We start from the raw sequence: 17,748 nt of genomic DNA, 5'->3' as shown, positions 1-17,748 counted from the left end.
AGACTAGACTTCTTAGTATTTTATATTCTACAGCAAAATCAAATAAACCTCTAGGCGGATGCATGTTATCTAGTTTAGCCAATATTTTTCATCTCCACACCCTTGTTATGAATTTTTTTCCTCTCACTTATAAAATTTGTTTATGAAACTCTGTGCCAAGTAGTTTTAAAATGTCTCTGCGATATCAGGCTTCCTTCTTGCGTATAGGAAGAGTAATAAACGTAAAAACTTAGAAATGAGAAAAAAGTTCATACTACATCAAGAGGTGATTAATATGTCAGAACCTAAAGAACAGCATGAAAAAAAACAGGATAACCACCCTACGCATAAGCAGGAAATGTCTTTTTTATTTAAAGCCGTCTTTATTTCCTTTTTTGGAGGGGTTTTCTGGAGCTTTATTGGCTATTTAAATTATCTGTTCAGCTTTAGTATTATCAATCCAAACATGCTTTTAGATCCGTGGGCATTAGGTGATTGGAAAGATAAAGGAATAGGTGTTATCGTCAGTATTTTTCTTATAGGGGTATTATCTATTGTTGTCGGGTTGTTATACTACGTCCTATTAAAGAAGTTTAAAACAATTTGGATAGGTTTTGCTTACGGCTTATTATGGTGGGCAATTGTATTCGTTGTTTTGAATCCGCTCTTTCCCAACTTAAAAACAATTGGAGAGCTTCCAGCTAACACGATTATTTCATCCCTCTGTATTTATATTTTATATGGTGTATTCATCGGATATTCCATTTCTTTTGAAGCTGCAGAGCTTCAAACAAAAGATGAATCTACAGATTTTCAAACGGCGAATAAGTAGTGTGAATGTTCCAACGTATGCTAATATATTCTATATAATGATTTAAAAAGAAAAATAAAGTGCAAATTCACACAAGTGAGCTGCATAAAGGGTTCGTAGTAGGGGAGAGTGTTGAAGTAAGATGAATAAGATTTTAGTAATAAACGGTCCTAATTTAAATCGTTTAGGCGTACGCGAACCAGCGGTATATGGGACAGATAATCTTCAAAATCTTGAAGAGAAGCTTCAGCGAGCAGGCAGAGACCACGGAGTAGAAGTTGAGTGCGTACAGTCTAATCACGAAGGTGTAATTATCGACTGGATTCACGAAGCGGATGAGAAATTTGATGGTATTATGATCAATCCTGGTGCTTTTACTCACTACAGTTATGCCATTCGAGATGCGATTGCCAGTATATCTGTTCCTGTTATTGAAGTGCATATTTCGAACGTACATAAGCGTGAAGAGTTTCGCCATCATTCGGTGACGGCACCTGTTACGCATGGTCAAATTGTTGGGTTAGGTTTATATGGATACGAGCTTGCCCTGCAGGCACTTTTACAATTAAGGGGGAAATAAAATGAAAATCGAAAAACTACGCGAACAGTTTTCAAAGTTGAATGTGGACGGTGTTGTAATTACAAGTGAATATAACAGACGCTACATGACCAATTTTACAGGATCTGCAGGTGTCGTTATCATTTCTGAAGACAAAGCGGCATTTGTAACAGATTTTCGTTATGTTGAACAAGCAACTAGTCAAACAGAAGGTTTTGATATCGTTCAGCACAAGGGGCCTATTGTAGAAGAAGTAGCGAATGTAGTGAAACAATTTGGAATTAAAAAGCTTGGTTTTGAACAGAATTATGTTACATATGGACAGCATCAATTATTTGATAAGCATATCGGAGCGGAACTTGTTCCAATCTCGCACGCAATCGAAAACTTACGCTTGATAAAGAGTGACTCAGAGATTAAGATATTAAAGGAAGCTGCAAAAATAGCAGATGCAGCATATGAACATATTTTAACCTTTGTTCGTCCTGGTTTAACAGAGCTTCAAGTATCTAATGAACTGGAGTTCTTTATGAGAAAACAAGGCGCAACATCTTCATCCTTTGATACAATTGTTGCTTCAGGGCATCGCGGGGCTTTACCGCATGGTGTTGCTTCTGACAAAGTAATTGAAAAAGGTGAACTTGTAACGCTTGATTTTGGCGCATACTATAATGGTTACTGTTCAGATATCACACGAACATTTGCCGTCGGTGAAGTAAGTGATAAGCTAAAAGAAATTTATAATGTCGTACTGCAAGCGCAGCTTAACGGAATGAACGGCATCAAAGCAGGTATGACAGGTAAAGAAGCAGATGCGCTAACGCGTGATTATATTACAGAACACGGATACGGCCAGTATTTTGGACATTCGACCGGTCACGGCGTAGGGTTAGAAGTACATGAAGGCCCATCACTTTCTGTGAAATCTACAGATGTACTGCAGCCAGGTATGATTGTAACCGTTGAACCAGGTATTTACATACCAGACTTAGGGGGCGTTCGTATTGAAGATGATACGATCGTCACAGCAGAAGGTAATGAGGCATTATCGCACTCATCAAAAGAGTTCATTATTTTATAAAATGTAGGAGGATTTCTTCATGATTTCAGTAAATGATTTTCGTACAGGTTTGACAGTAGAAGTAGACGGAGGTATTTGGCGTGTAATGGATTTCCAACACGTAAAGCCTGGTAAAGGCGCTGCATTCGTTCGCTCAAAACTACGTAACCTTCGTACAGGAGCTGTGCAAGAAAAAACGTTCCGTGCAGGTGAAAAAGTAGGAAAAGCACAAATTGATAACCGTAAAATGCAATATCTATATGCAAGCGGCGATCAGCACGTATTCATGGACAACCAGTCTTATGAGCAATTAGAGCTTCCGGCAAGTGCAATTGAATATGAGCTAAAATTCTTAAAAGAGAATATGGAAGTAGCAATTATGATGTACCAAGGTGAGACATTAGGTGTTGAACTTCCAAACACAGTTGAGCTTAAAGTAACAGAAACTGAACCTGGTATTAAAGGTGACACAGCTTCTGGCGGTACAAAACCGGCAACTGTTGAAACTGGCTTAACAGTAAACGTTCCGTTCTTCGTAAACGAAGGCGACGTATTAATTATCAACACAACAGACAGCAGCTACGTATCACGCGCGTAATTCGGTCGCGTAAGCAAGCTGCAAACACACAAAAAAGGCAGAGAATGGTTCTCTGCCTTTTTTGTGTGTTTTTTTGTGCTAACTCTTCCTTATTTTGCATAGGTTGTACTAAACAACGCAGAGATATAGGAGGGGCTTATGAAGCAGTGGTTGGATCATTTAAACGGTACGGTATTAACGATGGCGTGCCTTCGATTTATTTCTTCATTTATTGAGTTTATTGCCGCTATTTTAATTGTCACAAATAATGATGTGAAAAAAGCATTAATGATTAATGGGATGTTAGCGCTTGTTGGACCGATTGTAATGGTGAGTTCTTTTACCATAGGTTTAGTGTCCGTAGCCGATCAATTATCTTTTGGGAAATTAATCATGATTGTAATAGGAGTGCTCTTCATTTTAATCGGTGTTTTTAAATAAAAGGTAGGCATAAAATGGTCAAGCTCATAATACATTGAAGTGAGTTCAAATATGAGGGGATGAATATGTTAAACGAAATACTTGCAATCTTTCCGCCTAATTTAAAAAAGACTGTTGAATTTTATGTCACAAACCATTCTCATGTACTAGAGGAAATTCGAGTGCGCATAGGAAGACCTGTCGAATTTACAATCAACAATCAGCCATATTTCGAATCGTATCTTCCAAGTGCAGAAGATGCTTTGTTTATCTTAAATAAATTAAGCCAGTTTTCGATTTATATGATTGAAGAAGAATTGAAAAAAGGATATGTCACCATTGAAGGCGGGCACCGGGTTGGACTAGCGGGAAAAGTCGTAACGGAAAATGGACAGGTTCGTGTGATTCGAGATGTATCATCCTTTAATATCCGGATTGCTAAACAAAAGATAGGTATTTCGAATCGACTTATTCCTTTTTTATACAATCGCTATTGGCAAAGTACGGTCATTATAGGACCTCCTCAAACAGGAAAAACAACCATGATTCGCGATTTAGCCAGAGTAATAAGTACTGGCATAGAGCGCTCTAAAATTCCTCCGTTTAAAGTGGGAATTGTAGATGAACGATCAGAAATTGCTGGGGCTGTTAAAGGGGTTCCTCAGCATACATTCGGATCTAGAATGGATTTATTAGATAGCTGTCCGAAAGCTGAAGGCATGATGATGATGATTCGCTCTATGAGCCCCGATGTGCTGATTGTGGATGAAGTTGGAAGTGAAGAAGATTGTAAAGCCGTACTTGAAGCCGTTAATGCTGGCGTTCGTGTCATTATGACCGTTCATGGGTATGACATTGACGATTTAATGAAGCGTCCCACTTTGCAAGCTTTAATGAAACTTCATGTATTCAAAAGGTATGTTGTGCTATCGAACAGCCGAGGTCCTGGAACACTTCAGGCTATCTACGATGAGCACTATAATTCCATGAAAACGTCCGCTGAAAAGTCGCTTATTGAAAATAGTAAAGGGTGATGGTGTATGAAACTGTTTGGTGCCATCTTTATCTTATTTGCTTCCACTTACACAGGATTTGAGTTTGCAAAGCAGCTTAGTGCAAGACCTAGGCAGCTCAGGCAATTAAAAACGGCTCTGAGGTCGTTAGAAGCAGAAATTATGTACAGCAATCGGCCTCTTCAAGAAGTTGCTCATTTGTTATCTCTACAGCTTCCTAATCCTTTGGCTTCTTTATTTAATGAGTTTTCAATGAAATTAAAAGAAGGTACTGAAAGTGTCAAGGAAGCTTGGGAAAAGACGTTGGACCAATTTTGGAAACAAACCGCACTTAAAACGGGAGAACTAGAAATCTTAAAACAATTTGGTGAAACGCTTGGTCAGCATGATCGTTATTCGCAGCAAAAGCATATCTTACTGACGCTGAATCATCTTGAACGCGAAGAACAAGATGCAGTTGATAAGCAGAATCGCTATGAAAAAATGGTTAAAAGTTTAGGCTTTCTATCTGGATTGCTACTGGTCATTCTATTGATGTAGCGATGGAGGAGGATTGAATGTGGGAATTGATATGAACACCATTTTTCAGATTGCTGGGATTGGTATCGTCGTAGCTTTTTTAGTCACCGTACTCGAACAGATGGGAAAAAAAGATTACGCGAACTGGGTTACGCTCATCGGTTTTATTTATATTTTATTTATGGTTGCTTCGATTGTAGAGGACTTATTTCAGAAAATCAAATCGGTTTTTTTATTTCAAGGGTAGAGGGGTGAGTTGCCATTGAAATGCTTCAAATTGTGGGCTTAGGATTAGTAGCTACGTTTTTGGCTCTTATTTTAAAAGAACATAAATCACCTATTGCTTTTTTACTTGTTGTATTCGTGGGATCCGTGATCTTTCTTTTTTTAATTGATCAAATCTACGAGATTATTAAGATGGTCGAGCGGCTGTCGATCAATGCCCACGTTAACATGATTTATGTGGAAACCATTTTGAAAATCATTGGTATTGCCTATATTGCCGAATTTGGTGCTCAAATTACGAAAGATGCAGGACAAGGTGCGATTGCTTCTAAAATTGAATTAGGTGGAAAAGTGCTGATTCTCTCCATGGCAATTCCTATTTTGACGGTCATTATTGAAACGATTATTTCAATGCTGCCCAATTAATTTTACTTAATATGAGGTGACGAAATGAAGCGGTGGACGTTTAAAGTGAATATACTCGCTCTTCTTTTGTTCCTCTTTTTTTTCTTTCCAGAAAATGTACAAGCTTCCGAACCCCCGAAGCAGCAAGAACTTGTCAATGAACAAATTGATAAGCTCGGTATTGATGAAGTCAAACAGTTTTGGGACGATATTATTACCCAATACGGCGGCTTTTTACCCGAGAGTCAGAAGGGAAGTTTAGTCGATTTTTTAAAAGGAGAAAAAGAGTTCTCTCTTAAAGAATGGCTAGGAGGTCTTGTAAAGTTTTTATTTCACGAAGTATTAGCGAATGGAAAGCTCCTCGGTACGCTCATTATGCTAACGGTTTTTAGCGTGTTTTTGCAAACGCTCCAAAGTGCGTTTAATCAGCAAACCGTAAGTAAAGTAGCGTATGCGCTTGTATATATGGTTTTGATCATCATTGCTCTTAATAGTTTTCAAATTGCTATCTCTTATGCAACGGGAGCGATTGAGACTATGACTAAATTCATTTTAGCTCTGGTGCCGCTGCTGCTTGCCTTAATGGCATCATCAGGGGGAGTTGTATCGGCAGCCTTTTTTCATCCGATGATTTTGTTTTTAATGAACACAAGCGGCTTGCTTATTCAATACGTAGTGATGCCGCTGCTTTTTCTTTCAGCACTGCTTAGCATTGTGAGTACGATTTCAGATGAACATAAGGTTACACAGCTTGCTCAGCTGTTGAGAAATATAAGCATTGGCGTGCTTGGAATATTCCTAACTGTTTTTTTAGGAGTGCTATCCGTTCAAGGGGCCACGTCAGCTGTTGCGGACGGTATTACGATTCGAACGGCAAAGTTTGTCACAGGGAACTTTATACCTGTTGTAGGGCGTGTGTTCACAGATGCGGCTGATACAGTCATCAGTGCCTCGCTTCTATTAAAGAATTCAGTAGGGATTGCTGGAGTAGCAGTCTTACTGTTAATCGTCGCGTTTCCGGCTATTAAAGTGTTAACGCTCGCTTTTATCTATAAGTTAGCAGCAGCTCTTCTTCAACCCATTGGAGGAGGACCGGTTATTTCCTGCTTGAGCATTATCAGCAAAAGCGTCATCTATATTTTTGCGGCGCTTGCGGTTGTCTCGCTTATGTTTTTCTTATGTTTAACGGTCATCATCACAGCGAGCAACGTCACAATGATGGTGAGGTGAAGAAATTGCAGGCCTTAACGACGTGGATTACTAATATCGTTCTTTTTATCTTATTAGCTACCATTATTAATTTACTGTTGCCCAATTCTAGTTTTCAAAAGTATACGAAGCTGGTGGTTGGACTTCTTTTGATGCTGATTATTATTACACCCGTTTTTCAAATTTTTAAAGTGGATGTTAATCAAATGCTAAAATCACTTAGTTTATCATCTATTCGATCCGATCAGCAGGTAGAAAATTCAATAGAAAATCAGAAAAAAGAAATACAAGCTTCACAACGTGCATATATTTTAGAACAAATGGCTGTCCAAATGGAGGCAGATGTAAAAGAGGAGTTGATGGATCAGTATGGTGTAGCAATTGATTGAATTCACATTGAAACAAAAAAGCCGAACGACGAACCTACCGCTGATAATATTAAATCCATTTCAGTTGCCGTAAGTAAAAAAACATCGGGTGATTCCGAGGTTGTTTCAGCTGTGAAAGTTATTTCTATTGATACCTCCACACCGATCGAAACAAACAAACCAACAGAATCCAAGAAATTATCCAACTATTTAGCAGCAAAATGGGATGTAAAACAAGGCCAAGTTGTTGTGAATATGGAGGAGGGAGACACGAAATGAGTCAAAAGCCAGAAAAAGGTGACCCATCATTTTTTCAGCGGTTCTTTTCACTTAAACAGTCATCAACTACGAAGAAACCTTCAAAGTTAATGTATATAGGCATTTTACTAGCTGCAGGCGTTATCTTTATGGTATTTAGCAACTCACTCACAACATCTATGAATTCAGGCGGATTACTAAAGAGTGCAAGCAAAGAAACCAGCGCACCACCGGTATCACAGGATGTTCCCGCTTTTAGCTCTAAAAAGACAACAACAATGACGGGCTATGAAGAGCGGTATGAGGAAGAATTGAAAGATATTTTAGACCAAGTTAGAGGCGTCAGTAAGGTAAAAGTAATTGTGAACTTAGATGCAACAGAATCCAAAATATATGAAAAAAACAGCGTCACAAAATCGCAAACGACCAATGAAACAGACCGTGAAGGAGGAACTCGTAAAGTTGAAGATTCCTCAACAGATGAACAGCTGGTCATTGTGAGGAGCGGAGAACAAGAAAAGCCTGTTGTAGTCAAAACCGAAAAGCCAAAAGTACGAGGTGTGTTAGTTGTCGCTAAAGGAGCTGATAATATCGAGGTAAAAAAATCTATCATTGAAGCTGTGACAAGAGCGCTCGATATACCAAGTCATAGAGTAGCAGTATTAGCGAAAAAAGGATGAGGGGGAAATGAGTATGTTATTAAAAAAGCAAACAGTTTGGTTATTAACGATGTTAAGTTTAGTTGTTGTGTTATCGGTGTACTATATGACAACGCCAGAAAATCCTCAGAGTAATGTTGCGCTAGTAGACAATGAAAAACAAAGCGAAAAGCAGGCTGATGACAAGACTCCTGCAGAAGATACAAAACAACAGACAGATGAGAAATCAGGAACAAAAGAAGATTCAAAAACTGAAGGCTCAGCAGAAGATGTAAAGAAGGAAACGGCTAAAAATGCAAAAGAATCAGCGGTTGTATCAAGCACAGATAGCGACGAGCTATTTACGGCGCTTCGTTTGGAATTAAATGATGAAAGAAGTCAATTAAAAGAAGAGTATCAGGAAGTAGCGGCATCAAAAAATGTGACGCCTGCGGAAGTAAGCAAGGCGATGGATAAAATTGATGAATTATCAAAGCTTGGGGAAAAAGAAGCCACGCTGGAAACATTAATTAAAGCAAAAGGATACAGTGACGCGCTAGTAAGAGCAGACGGAAAGCAAGTTCAAATTACCGTTAAGACAGAAAAACACTCAAAAACAAAAGCAAATCAAATCATTCAGCTAGTTAAAAAAGAAATGGGGCCAAAAGAAGTAGCGGTAGAGTTTCAGCCAACTAAATAAAGGGAATAAAGGGAGTGTAAAACAGCCGGAAATTAGGGTTGTTTACACTTCTTTTTTTATGAAATGACTAAAATCGAAGCGAGACGGTAAAAATTTTAACATGGCTTTCTTTTTTTACTTCGGTTATAATAGGTTTCATAATCTTATATTAGTACTAGGTGACAAGTGTTTTCACAAGTATTGTCATCTGTAAAGCTATGTTTCCATTTATAAAACGATAACGCTAAAAAGTTATTATAGAGTAAGTGGAACTTCTTTTTAATGTTTGCCAAACGAATTGAATGGCTGTAGCCATTTATTGTATTATTAACATTGTAGAGAATTCTATTTTCATGAGGTAGGAGTGTTCAATATGTTAAAAATTCAAGAGATCCGTGAGATCATTAAACTAGTTGATCAATCATCAATCGAGGAGTTCACCTATGAGCACGAAGGCTCCAAAATCAAGATGAAGAAAAAAGACGCAATTGTTTCCAAACAAGCGCAGCAAGTAGTGGTTTCGGCACCTGAACAAGCAGCAGCACCTGCACCGCAGGCAGCAGCGGCTCCAGCGCCAGCCCCAGCAGCACAGTCTGCTCAACCAAAAGAAGAACAAGCGGCCCCAGCGGTTGATGAGAGCTTACATAAAATTACATCTCCGATGGTAGGGACATTCTATGCGTCATCATCGCCAGAATCAGATGTATACGTAACTCCTGGAGATAAAGTACAAAAAGATTCGGTTGTATGTATCGTAGAAGCAATGAAGTTATTTAATGAAATCGAAGCAGAAGTTAAAGGTGAAATCGTTGACGTATTAGTTGAAAATGGACAACTTGTAGAATACGGTCAACCTCTTTTCTTAGTAAAGCCTGAATAAGGAGCGGTAAATATGATTAAAAAGCTATTAATTGCGAATCGAGGAGAAATTGCGGTTCGAATTATTCGAGCGTGTAAAGAGTTAGGTGTAGAATCAGTAGCTGTTCATTCTCAAGCTGATCGCGATTCTTTGCATGTACAATTAGCAGACGAAGCGTATTGTATTGGACCAACGTCATCTAAAGACAGCTATTTAAACTTTACAAACATTATGAGCGTTGCGATGCTGACGGGCTGTGACGCCATTCACCCTGGATACGGCTTTTTAGCTGAAAACGCTGATTTTGCAGAGCTATGCAGAGAGTGTAACGTTACATTTGTAGGACCAAGTCCTGAAGCCATTAACAAAATGGGAACAAAAGACGTAGCGAGAGAAACGATGCGTGAAGCGGGTGTCCCAATTGTTCCTGGTTCAACTGGAATTGTAGAGTCAGTGGAAGACGGTATGTCAATTGCTAATGATATTGGCTATCCTGTTATTATTAAAGCAACGGCAGGAGGCGGAGGAAAAGGAATCCGCGTTGCGAAAAATGAACAAGAGCTTATCAAAGGTATTACAATTACACAGCAAGAAGCTGCTACAGCTTTCGGTAACCCTGGTGTGTACATTGAAAAGTTCATTGAGGATTTCCGTCACGTTGAGATCCAAGTGTTGGCTGATTCTCATGGGAATACTGTACATTTAGGAGAGCGTGATTGCTCGATTCAACGCCGTCTTCAAAAATTAATTGAAGAAACGCCTTCTCCAGCGTTAGACGAAAAAACGCGTGAATTAATGGGCGACGCTGCTGTTAAAGCTGCTCAAGCCGTTAATTACACAGGAGCCGGAACAGTGGAATTCATTTATGATTACCGTGAAAACAAATTTTACTTCATGGAAATGAATACGCGTATCCAAGTAGAACACCCTGTTACAGAGATGGTGACGGGAGTTGACTTAATTAAAGAACAAATCAAAGTTGCAAATGGTGAAACTTTACCGTTTACGCAAGAAGAAGTGACATTTAACGGATGGGCAATTGAGTGCCGAATCAACGCAGAAAACCCAGAGAAAAACTTTATGCCATCACCAGGTACGATTCAAATGTACTTGCCGCCAGGTGGCTACGGAGTGCGCGTAGACTCTGCTGCATACCCGGGCTATGCAATCCCACCTTACTATGATTCAATGGTGGCTAAATTGATTGTTCATGCGCCAACTCGTGAGGAAGCTATTGAACGAATGAAGCGCGCATTAGATGAATTTGTTATCGACGGCGTTGCGACCACTATTCCTTTTCACCAAAAACTATTAAATCATGAAAAATTTGTTAGTGGTGAATTCAACACGAAGTTTCTTGAGCTATATGACGTAATGAATTCTTAGTATAATATAAACTATAGGAGGTGCTGTACATGAATGAAAATCATGTATTAGAAATGGAAGAACACCCAAATTCTCTTGGCAAAGTAGAAATTGCTCCTGAGGTTATTGAAGTCATTGCGGGTATTGCTGCTTCTGAAGTAGAAGGCGTTTCTGCAATGAGAGGAAATTTTGCAGCTGGCGTTGTGGAGAAACTAGGAAAGAAAAACCACGGTAAAGGTGTAAAAGTGGACTTAACAGAAAACGGGATAAAAGTAGACGTGTTTTGTATGATGAAGTTTGGGGTGTCTATTCCAAACGTAGCGCAACAAGTACAAGATAACATTCGTCAAGCCCTTAAAAATATGACAGCTATTGATCTCGATGAAGTAAACATTCATATCGTAGGGATTCAGTTTGATACGCAAAAAACTGATATTGAAGAAGTTGAATAAAACAAACGTTTACCTAACGGCTGTTGCTAAAATGGAATAACGTATGATTACTTGTTCCTTTTCAACACAAGCTATGGTAAAGTGAAAAAGACTGTCTCGTCATAAAGACGGTCTTTTTCGTGTTCTATAAACTTCGTATAAGAACAATGAAGTATCGTTTCATAAACTATGCTATTATCTAGGTATACTAGTTGAAGAAGATAAATAAAGGAGCAAAAATAATGAAAAGACATACAGCACGCCAAAAAGCATTACAAGCACTATTTCAGCATGATTTAGGGCAGACCGAGCCAATGGAGGCAATCGGAAATGTTGTACAAAACGAAAAGTCTGATCAATTTTTAGAAAGTCTTGTGCTAGGTGTGGTTGAACATCAGCAAGAAATTGATGAACTTTTACGCAATCATTTAGAAAAATGGACGTTAGACCGCGTAGCTACTGTAGACCGCGTTATCCTGCGTATTGCCGTATACGAAATGAAGTACGAAGAAGAAATTCCTACGAGCGTTACGTTAAATGAAGCGATTGAATTAGCGAAAACGTTTGGCGATGATCAATCAAGCAAGTTTATCAATGGCGTATTGTCTAAAGTGTTAACAACTTTATCTAAATAAAGGTTCATCTTGCCAAGTTAAGTGACTAAAATGCTTCTCTCCTTTATATAAAGGGGAGAGGGTGACTGCAAAGGAGGCAAAATGATGGGTGAAGTGCGTTATCTAACCGTTACGGCCCTTACACGATACATCAAGCGCAAGTTTGACGTAGACCCTCACATGCAAGATGTATGGATTAAAGGAGAAATTTCTAACTTTAAACGCCATAGTCGAGGACATATGTATTTTACCTTAAAAGATCAAAATGCTCGTATCGCAGCCGTTATGTTTGCTGGGCATAACCGTCAGCTTAATTTTCAGCCTGAAGAAGGAATGAATGTACTGATTCGAGCTGAAATTTCGGTTTATGAACCAAGCGGAAATTATCAAATGTACGTAAAAGAAATGCAGCCTGACGGTGTTGGAAACTTATACTTGGCCTACGAACAGCTGAAAAAAAAGCTGGAAAAAGAAGGCTTATTTGATCCTGCTAGAAAACGAAAACTGCCGAAGTATCCAACAACAATAGGTGTTATTACGTCTCCTACTGGAGCCGCTGTACGTGATATTATTACAACATTAAAGCGCAGATATAACGCCAACATTATTGTTATGCCCGCTCTTGTTCAAGGAGTCAATGCGGCCCCGTCTATCATCAAGGCAATTGAAGAAGCAAACCGTCGTAAAGAAGCAGACGTATTAATTGTTGGGCGCGGTGGTGGGTCAATTGAAGAGCTTTGGGCTTTTAACGAAGAAAGCGTTGCTCGTGCAATTTTCACTTCTACTATTCCTGTTATTTCAGCGGTTGGACATGAAACCGATTTTACGATTGCAGACTTTGTAGCAGATCTGCGCGCCCCTACTCCAACGGGTGCTGCAGAATTGGCTGTGCCTCATATCAGTGAAATTACAGAAAGATTGACTCAGCGAAATATCCGTCTTCTTCGTTCGATGAAAGAGATGCTTCAGTCTAGTAGCCGCAGGCTTGAACGATCTCAGAAATCATATGCTTTTCGTTATCCTCAAAAGTTGGTCGAGCAAAAAGAGCAGCAGTTAGACCAGCTGATGGAGCGTTTTTATCGTGAAGGTAGAAGATACATTGAGCATAAACGGACGAACTACGAGCAGCTAACAGCCGCTTTGTTACGAAATCATCCTGAGCATCAGTTAATGAAAGCAGCAGAGCGTCAACAGCAGCTGACGAAAATGCTGACAAAAGAGATGCAGCAGCTGCTAAAGCAAAAACAGCTTTTATTTGCCACGGCAACGTCAAAATTACATACGCTTAGTCCATTAAAAACAATGGAAAGAGGCTACAGCTTAGTATACGATAAAGAAAAAGAGTTAATTAAATCAACCAAACAAGTATCCAAAGGCGATGTGGTAAACGTTCGTTTGACCGATGGACAATTGCAGTGTGAAGTTTCGAAAATAGAGGAGCGATGAAAAATGGCGACAAATAAAGAGTATACGTTTGAAGAGGCGATGGAGCAGTTAGAAACCATCGTAAACAAGCTAGAAGAAGGCGACGTGCCTTTAGAAGAAGCAATTCAACAATTCCAAGAAGGAATGACTCTTTCAAAATTCTGTCACGATCGTCTTCAGCATATTGAAAAGCAAATGGAAACTATTTTACGTGAAGACGGAACGCTTGAGCCATTCTCGGTACAGGAGGAAGAGTGATGGTGAATGAAATGAATTTAAAAGAGTATATTTCTTTTACAAAAGATCGAGTAGAAACACGCTTGCCTGAAGTGGTAAAAGCATTACATGCTCCGGTTAACTTAAAGGAATCCATGCTTTACTCGCTTACGGCAGGAGGAAAGCGACTTCGCCCAGTGCTGTTGTTTGCAACGCTACATGCATTTGGAAAAGACGAGAGCATGGGATTAGAAACAGCCTGTGCAGTGGAAATGATTCATACATATTCGCTCATTCACGATGATTTACCTAGCATGGATGATGACGACTTAAGAAGAGGAAAACCGACGAATCACAAAGTGTACGGCGAAGCAACGGCTATATTAGCTGGAGATGCTCTTTTAACAAATAGCTTTCAGCTCATTTCTGAAGCGGCACATCCTGAAATTACATCACATATGAAACTTCAGCTCATTACAGAACTGGTAAAAGCAAGCGGAACAGAAGGTATGATCAGCGGACAGGTTGCGGATATGGAAGGCGAAAAAAAGCAGCTCACGCTAGACGAGCTTGAATATATTCACCTTCATAAAACGGGGAAGCTGCTAGGGTTTTGTGTAAAAGCAGGAGCTATTCTTGCAAAAGCTACGCCTCTACAGCAAAAATTATTAGAAGAATTCAGTAAGCATGTAGGGTTAGCATTTCAAATTCAAGATGATATCTTGGATGTGGAAGGGTCTGAAGAAAAATTAGGAAAGCCAATTGGCAGTGATACAGAAAATGAAAAAACGACATATCCTTCTTTGTTAGGTATGGAAGCGGCCAAAGAAAAGTTACAGTATCATGTTGAACAAGCACTTCTCTCGTTACGTCAAGCTCAAATTAAGCACGGATTACTAGAAGAAATTTGTTTATATATAGCAAAGCGTGATAGTTAATGACGATTTCTGTCAGGTTTTTTGAGTGATACAGTAAAATAAGATTGAGTCCCAATAGGGGCTATGCTATAATGATTTTACTACTGTATAAAAGCGTAGTGCATAGGTTTGAAAGACATATACAATATCTTGGTGGCCGTTATCACATTTGTGTTAGCGGCTATTTTTTCACTATTTTCCTTTGAATATCACTGGTTTACTGATAGAATATCAAAGGTATTGTAAGTAATAAGGAAATACTAAAAATTGACTATACGTATAAAACAATAGACAATGTATTAAGGTAACTTTATAACAAGTACGAAAGTGAGTGATCCACCTTGGATCTTACAACGATAAAAAATCCTGAGTTTTTAAAGAAAATGTCAGTAACACAATTAGAAGAACTAAGTGAAGAGATTCGTCGTTTTTTAATTACAAAGCTTTCTGCAACTGGTGGTCATATAGGGCCAAATTTGGGGGTTGTTGAGTTAACGCTTGCACTCCATAAAGTGTTCGACAGCCCAAAAGATAAATTTTTATGGGACGTCGGGCATCAGTCGTATGTCCATAAAATTTTAACAGGACGAGCGGGAGAGTTTGATACAATCCGTCAATATAAAGGATTATGCGGTTTTCCAAAGCGAGATGAAAGTGAGCATGATGTATGGGAAACGGGACATAGTTCTACATCACTTTCAGCCGCAATGGGAATGGCTGCAGCAAGAGATTTGCAAAAAACAAAAGCTCACATTGTTCCTATCATTGGTGACGGAGCTTTAACAGGTGGTATGGCTCTTGAAGCGCTTAACCACATCGGGCACGAGCAAACGGATATGACCGTTATTTTAAATGACAATGAAATGTCTATCGCTCCTAACGTGGGGGCTGTACACAGCATTCTAGGGCGTTTGCGCACGGCAGGCAAATACAACTGGGTAAAAGATGAGCTTGAAGTCTTGCTGAAAAAAGTGCCTGCAGTAGGCGGTAAGCTTGCGGCAACGGCAGAACGGGTAAAAGATGGCCTAAAGTACATGGTTGTGTCAGGCATGTTCTTTGAAGATCTTGGCTTTACGTATTTAGGGCCGGTTGACGGCCATAGCTATGATGATTTATTGGAAACGTTACAATATGCAAAGAAAACAAAAGGACCGGTACTGATTCACGTGATTACGAAAAAAGGGAAAGGATACTTGCCGGCGGAAAGCGATAAAAGCGGAGCGTGGCATGGTACAGGCCCTTACAAAATTGAGTCCGGTGACTTTATTAAAGACAAAAATGTTCCGATTGCTTGGAGTAAATTAGTAAGCGATACGGTATTGAAAATGGCTAGGGAAGATGAGCGTATCGTAGCCGTAACGCCAGCAATGCCTGTAGGCTCAAAACTTGAAGCGTTTCAAAAAGAGTTTCCGCATCGCATGTTTGATGTTGGGATTGCAGAGCAGCATGCAACAACAATGGCAGCGGGTCTTGCAACTCAAAATATGAAGCCCTTTTTAGCTATTTATTCTACGTTTTTACAGCGCGCATACGATCAAGTAGTTCATGATATTTGCCGTCAGAAGCTAAATGTATTTATTGGCATTGATCGCGCTGGACTAGTAGGTGCTGATGGTGAAACGCACCAAGGCGTATTTGATATTGCGTTCTTACGTCATTTGCCTAACCTTGTTATTATGATGCCAAAAGACGAGAATGAAGGTCAGCACATGGTTCATACTGCTTTGACTTATGAAGAAGGTCCGATTGCCATGCGCTATGCGAGAGGAAACGGATTAGGTGTTGAACTCGATTCAGAACTGAAAAACATTCCGATCGGTACATGGGACGTATTAAAAGAAGGTTCAGATACAACCATTTTAACGTTTGGTACAACGATTTCAATGGCGATGGATGCAGCAGCAGAACTTGAGAAGCAAGGAATCAGCGTAAAAGTGGTCAATGCTCGTTTTATTAAACCGCTGGATGAAAAAATGCTTCATGAGATTTTCCAAACTAGTAAGCCTGTGATTACGGTTGAAGAAGCGGTACTTCAAGGCGGTTTTGGAAGCGCGGTGTTAGAGTTTGCATCAGAGCATGGCTATTATGATACGCGCGTTGAACGTATGGGTATTCCTGATCGCTTTATCGAGCACGGCAGCGTAACAAAACTTTTAGAAGAAATTGGCTTAACCAAAGAAGAGATTATAAATCGAGTTAAAAAACTCGTAACACCAACACAAAAGAGGCTTGAAGTTAAGTGACAAAAAAAGAACGAGTAGATGTATTATTAGTAGAACGAGGTTTGATTGAAACAAGAGAAAAAGCAAAGCGTACAGTGATGGCAGGACTTGTTTATGCGAATGAAGTCCGTTTGGATAAGCCGGGAGAGAAAATTGAACGGGATACGCCGCTGACAATTAAAGGTGCAGTGATGCCTTATGTCAGCAGAGGCGGCTTTAAGCTTGAAAAAGCGATTAAAGAATTTAATGTCCATGTAGCGGATAAAATCATGATTGATATTGGTTCTTCTACTGGAGGCTTTACTGATTGTGCGCTTCAAAATGGAGCGAAGATGTCCTATGCGCTAGACGTAGGCTATAATCAGCTAGCTTGGAAGCTTCGTCAAGATGAGCGAGTAGAAGTAATGGAACGAACAAATTTCCGTTATGTGACACCGGCTGATTTATCAAGAGGCTTGCCTGAATTCGCTTCTATTGATGTATCATTTATTTCCTTAAGACTCATTCTTCCTGTGTTAAAAACACTTCTTGTTCCACACAGCGATGTTGTTGCGCTCGTTAAGCCACAATTTGAGGCTGGAAGAGAGCAAGTTGGGAAAAAAGGAATCGTGCGTGATTCAAAAGTGCATGAAGAAGTCCTCCAAGGCATGGTAGATTTCTCGCTTCGTCAAGGATACGATGTATATAACATGTCGTATTCACCGATAACAGGAGGAGATGGAAATATCGAATTTCTTCTCCACCTGCGCTGGAAAGGCGAGCGTGAACTTGGTGAAAATCAAGCTCCGCTTACTGTGCATGAAGTAGTCGAAGAAGCACATAAGACGTTAAAAGAGAAAAAGTAATAATGGCCAATGTTAAGTAAAGACTTAGCATTGGCGATTTGATTATGACTCTTTATACAAAAGGTGCATAATCAAGTTGAACACATTATGATACTTAATTAGTGAAAGACTTATAAACAACAAAACAAAAAGAA

General features: G+C 39.5%; 21 protein-coding genes and 1 pseudogene. All 22 read left to right on the top strand.

Going from position 1 to position 17,748, the window contains the following annotated elements; genetic code table 11:
* Positions 1 to 274: 274 nt before the first annotated feature.
* The 22 genes and pseudogenes from ACO1DI_RS07015 to ACO1DI_RS06910 all read left to right on the top strand — a co-directional run bounded on the left by ACO1DI_RS07015 (position 275) and on the right by ACO1DI_RS06910 (position 17,614).
* Positions 275 to 811: a YqhR family membrane protein gene (locus ACO1DI_RS07015; RefSeq protein ID WP_115654913.1), complete on the top strand. Its 537-nt coding sequence runs from the start codon at positions 275 to 277 to the stop codon at positions 809 to 811.
* A 121-nt stretch (positions 812 to 932) separates the two neighbouring features.
* Complete coding sequence (gene aroQ / locus ACO1DI_RS07010) at positions 933 to 1,370, top strand: type II 3-dehydroquinate dehydratase (protein WP_013059157.1); 438 nt, start codon at positions 933 to 935, stop codon at positions 1,368 to 1,370.
* Between the two features lies 1 nt (position 1,371).
* Positions 1,372 to 2,430: a M24 family metallopeptidase gene (locus tag ACO1DI_RS07005; RefSeq protein WP_042991891.1), complete on the top strand. Its 1,059-nt coding sequence runs from the start codon at positions 1,372 to 1,374 to the stop codon at positions 2,428 to 2,430.
* Between the two features lie 19 nt (positions 2,431 to 2,449).
* On the top strand, positions 2,450 to 3,007 hold the full coding sequence (gene efp, locus ACO1DI_RS07000; RefSeq protein ID WP_013059155.1) for an elongation factor P: 558 nt from the start codon (positions 2,450 to 2,452) through the stop codon (positions 3,005 to 3,007).
* A gap of 138 nt (positions 3,008 to 3,145) precedes the next feature.
* Entirely contained in the window at positions 3,146 to 3,427 is a 282-nt protein-coding gene (locus ACO1DI_RS06995) for a YqhV family protein (protein WP_028411599.1), read from the top strand.
* Positions 3,428 to 3,492: 65 nt separating this feature from the next.
* Positions 3,493 to 4,440, top strand: coding sequence for a stage III sporulation protein AA (spoIIIAA, locus tag ACO1DI_RS06990; protein WP_014458242.1), 948 nt, complete (start codon positions 3,493 to 3,495; stop codon positions 4,438 to 4,440).
* Positions 4,441 to 4,446: 6 nt separating this feature from the next.
* Entirely contained in the window at positions 4,447 to 4,959 is a 513-nt protein-coding gene (gene spoIIIAB / locus ACO1DI_RS06985) for a stage III sporulation protein SpoIIIAB (protein WP_013059152.1), read from the top strand.
* A 19-nt stretch (positions 4,960 to 4,978) separates the two neighbouring features.
* Positions 4,979 to 5,185, top strand: coding sequence for a stage III sporulation protein AC (spoIIIAC, locus tag ACO1DI_RS06980; RefSeq protein WP_013059151.1), 207 nt, complete (start codon positions 4,979 to 4,981; stop codon positions 5,183 to 5,185).
* A 20-nt stretch (positions 5,186 to 5,205) separates the two neighbouring features.
* Positions 5,206 to 5,589 carry a stage III sporulation protein AD gene (spoIIIAD, locus tag ACO1DI_RS06975; protein WP_013059150.1) on the top strand — a complete coding sequence of 128 codons (384 nt, stop codon included), beginning with the start codon at positions 5,206 to 5,208 and terminating at the stop codon, positions 5,587 to 5,589.
* Positions 5,590 to 5,613: 24 nt separating this feature from the next.
* Entirely contained in the window at positions 5,614 to 6,798 is a 1,185-nt protein-coding gene (gene spoIIIAE, locus ACO1DI_RS06970; protein ID WP_013059149.1) for a stage III sporulation protein AE, read from the top strand.
* Positions 6,747 to 7,424, top strand: a pseudogene (gene spoIIIAF / locus ACO1DI_RS06965) (stage III sporulation protein AF). Before spoIIIAE ends, spoIIIAF begins: the two are co-directional and overlap by 52 nt.
* On the top strand, positions 7,421 to 8,083 hold the full coding sequence (spoIIIAG, locus tag ACO1DI_RS06960; protein ID WP_013084996.1) for a stage III sporulation protein AG: 663 nt from the start codon (positions 7,421 to 7,423) through the stop codon (positions 8,081 to 8,083). The pseudogene spoIIIAF and the gene spoIIIAG overlap by 4 nt, the downstream one beginning before the upstream one ends.
* A 7-nt stretch (positions 8,084 to 8,090) precedes the next feature.
* Positions 8,091 to 8,741 carry a SpoIIIAH-like family protein gene (locus ACO1DI_RS06955; RefSeq protein WP_226554902.1) on the top strand — a complete coding sequence of 217 codons (651 nt, stop codon included), beginning with the start codon at positions 8,091 to 8,093 and terminating at the stop codon, positions 8,739 to 8,741.
* 352 nt (positions 8,742 to 9,093) lie between these two features.
* The gene (accB, locus tag ACO1DI_RS06950) at positions 9,094 to 9,600 is read left to right on the top strand and encodes an acetyl-CoA carboxylase biotin carboxyl carrier protein (protein ID WP_013059145.1); all 507 of its coding nucleotides are present in this window, start codon (positions 9,094 to 9,096) and stop codon (positions 9,598 to 9,600) included.
* A 12-nt stretch (positions 9,601 to 9,612) separates the two neighbouring features.
* Entirely contained in the window at positions 9,613 to 10,965 is a 1,353-nt protein-coding gene (gene accC, locus ACO1DI_RS06945) for an acetyl-CoA carboxylase biotin carboxylase subunit (RefSeq protein ID WP_013084993.1), read from the top strand.
* A 29-nt stretch (positions 10,966 to 10,994) separates the two neighbouring features.
* Entirely contained in the window at positions 10,995 to 11,396 is a 402-nt protein-coding gene (locus tag ACO1DI_RS06940) for an Asp23/Gls24 family envelope stress response protein (RefSeq protein WP_013059143.1), read from the top strand.
* A 221-nt stretch (positions 11,397 to 11,617) separates the two neighbouring features.
* Positions 11,618 to 12,010, top strand: coding sequence for a transcription antitermination factor NusB (gene nusB / locus ACO1DI_RS06935; protein WP_013059142.1), 393 nt, complete (start codon positions 11,618 to 11,620; stop codon positions 12,008 to 12,010).
* An 84-nt stretch (positions 12,011 to 12,094) separates the two neighbouring features.
* The gene (xseA, locus tag ACO1DI_RS06930) at positions 12,095 to 13,435 is read left to right on the top strand and encodes an exodeoxyribonuclease VII large subunit (protein WP_014458246.1); all 1,341 of its coding nucleotides are present in this window, start codon (positions 12,095 to 12,097) and stop codon (positions 13,433 to 13,435) included.
* 3 nt (positions 13,436 to 13,438) lie between these two features.
* Positions 13,439 to 13,672, top strand: a complete 234-nt coding sequence (locus ACO1DI_RS06925; RefSeq protein ID WP_013059140.1) for an exodeoxyribonuclease VII small subunit — start codon at positions 13,439 to 13,441, stop codon at positions 13,670 to 13,672.
* Positions 13,672 to 14,568: a polyprenyl synthetase family protein gene (locus ACO1DI_RS06920; protein ID WP_014458247.1), complete on the top strand. Its 897-nt coding sequence runs from the start codon at positions 13,672 to 13,674 to the stop codon at positions 14,566 to 14,568. The genes ACO1DI_RS06925 and ACO1DI_RS06920 overlap by 1 nt, the downstream gene beginning before the upstream one ends.
* 320 nt (positions 14,569 to 14,888) lie before the next feature.
* Positions 14,889 to 16,790, top strand: coding sequence for a 1-deoxy-D-xylulose-5-phosphate synthase (gene dxs / locus ACO1DI_RS06915; protein ID WP_014458248.1), 1,902 nt, complete (start codon positions 14,889 to 14,891; stop codon positions 16,788 to 16,790).
* The gene (locus tag ACO1DI_RS06910) at positions 16,787 to 17,614 is read left to right on the top strand and encodes a TlyA family RNA methyltransferase (RefSeq protein WP_014458249.1); all 828 of its coding nucleotides are present in this window, start codon (positions 16,787 to 16,789) and stop codon (positions 17,612 to 17,614) included. Before dxs ends, ACO1DI_RS06910 begins: the two co-directional genes overlap by 4 nt.
* Positions 17,615 to 17,748 lie beyond the last annotated feature (134 nt).

It is taken from the genome of Priestia sp. 40 (assembly GCF_049368575.1).
Taxonomy (GTDB): Bacteria; Bacillota; Bacilli; order Bacillales; family Bacillaceae_H; genus Priestia; species Priestia zanthoxyli.
Note: the sequence above shows the minus strand (reverse complement) of the source record. Positions and strands in the feature narration are given on the sequence as shown.

Excerpts from the sequence above, each read along its gene's own strand:
- accC (WP_013084993.1), top strand. The coding sequence starts at position 9,613 with ATGATTAAAAAGCTATTAATTGCGAATCGAGGAGAAATTGCGGTTCGA.
- spoIIIAA (WP_014458242.1), top strand. The coding sequence starts at position 3,493 with ATGTTAAACGAAATACTTGCAATCTTTCCGCCTAATTTAAAAAAGACT.
- ACO1DI_RS06995 (WP_028411599.1), top strand. The coding sequence starts at position 3,146 with ATGAAGCAGTGGTTGGATCATTTAAACGGTACGGTATTAACGATGGCG.
- aroQ (WP_013059157.1), top strand. The coding sequence starts at position 933 with ATGAATAAGATTTTAGTAATAAACGGTCCTAATTTAAATCGTTTAGGC.
- spoIIIAE (WP_013059149.1), top strand. The coding sequence starts at position 5,614 with ATGAAGCGGTGGACGTTTAAAGTGAATATACTCGCTCTTCTTTTGTTC.
- ACO1DI_RS07005 (WP_042991891.1), top strand. The coding sequence starts at position 1,372 with ATGAAAATCGAAAAACTACGCGAACAGTTTTCAAAGTTGAATGTGGAC.
- xseA (WP_014458246.1), top strand. The coding sequence starts at position 12,095 with ATGGGTGAAGTGCGTTATCTAACCGTTACGGCCCTTACACGATACATC.
- nusB (WP_013059142.1), top strand. The coding sequence starts at position 11,618 with ATGAAAAGACATACAGCACGCCAAAAAGCATTACAAGCACTATTTCAG.
- spoIIIAB (WP_013059152.1), top strand. The coding sequence starts at position 4,447 with ATGAAACTGTTTGGTGCCATCTTTATCTTATTTGCTTCCACTTACACA.
- ACO1DI_RS06955 (WP_226554902.1), top strand. The coding sequence starts at position 8,091 with ATGAGTATGTTATTAAAAAAGCAAACAGTTTGGTTATTAACGATGTTA.
- ACO1DI_RS06920 (WP_014458247.1), top strand. The coding sequence starts at position 13,672 with ATGGTGAATGAAATGAATTTAAAAGAGTATATTTCTTTTACAAAAGAT.
- accB (WP_013059145.1), top strand. The coding sequence starts at position 9,094 with ATGTTAAAAATTCAAGAGATCCGTGAGATCATTAAACTAGTTGATCAA.
- efp (WP_013059155.1), top strand. The coding sequence starts at position 2,450 with ATGATTTCAGTAAATGATTTTCGTACAGGTTTGACAGTAGAAGTAGAC.
- ACO1DI_RS07015 (WP_115654913.1), top strand. The coding sequence starts at position 275 with ATGTCAGAACCTAAAGAACAGCATGAAAAAAAACAGGATAACCACCCT.
- ACO1DI_RS06940 (WP_013059143.1), top strand. The coding sequence starts at position 10,995 with ATGAATGAAAATCATGTATTAGAAATGGAAGAACACCCAAATTCTCTT.
- spoIIIAD (WP_013059150.1), top strand. The coding sequence starts at position 5,206 with ATGCTTCAAATTGTGGGCTTAGGATTAGTAGCTACGTTTTTGGCTCTT.
- ACO1DI_RS06925 (WP_013059140.1), top strand. The coding sequence starts at position 13,439 with ATGGCGACAAATAAAGAGTATACGTTTGAAGAGGCGATGGAGCAGTTA.
- spoIIIAG (WP_013084996.1), top strand. The coding sequence starts at position 7,421 with ATGAGTCAAAAGCCAGAAAAAGGTGACCCATCATTTTTTCAGCGGTTC.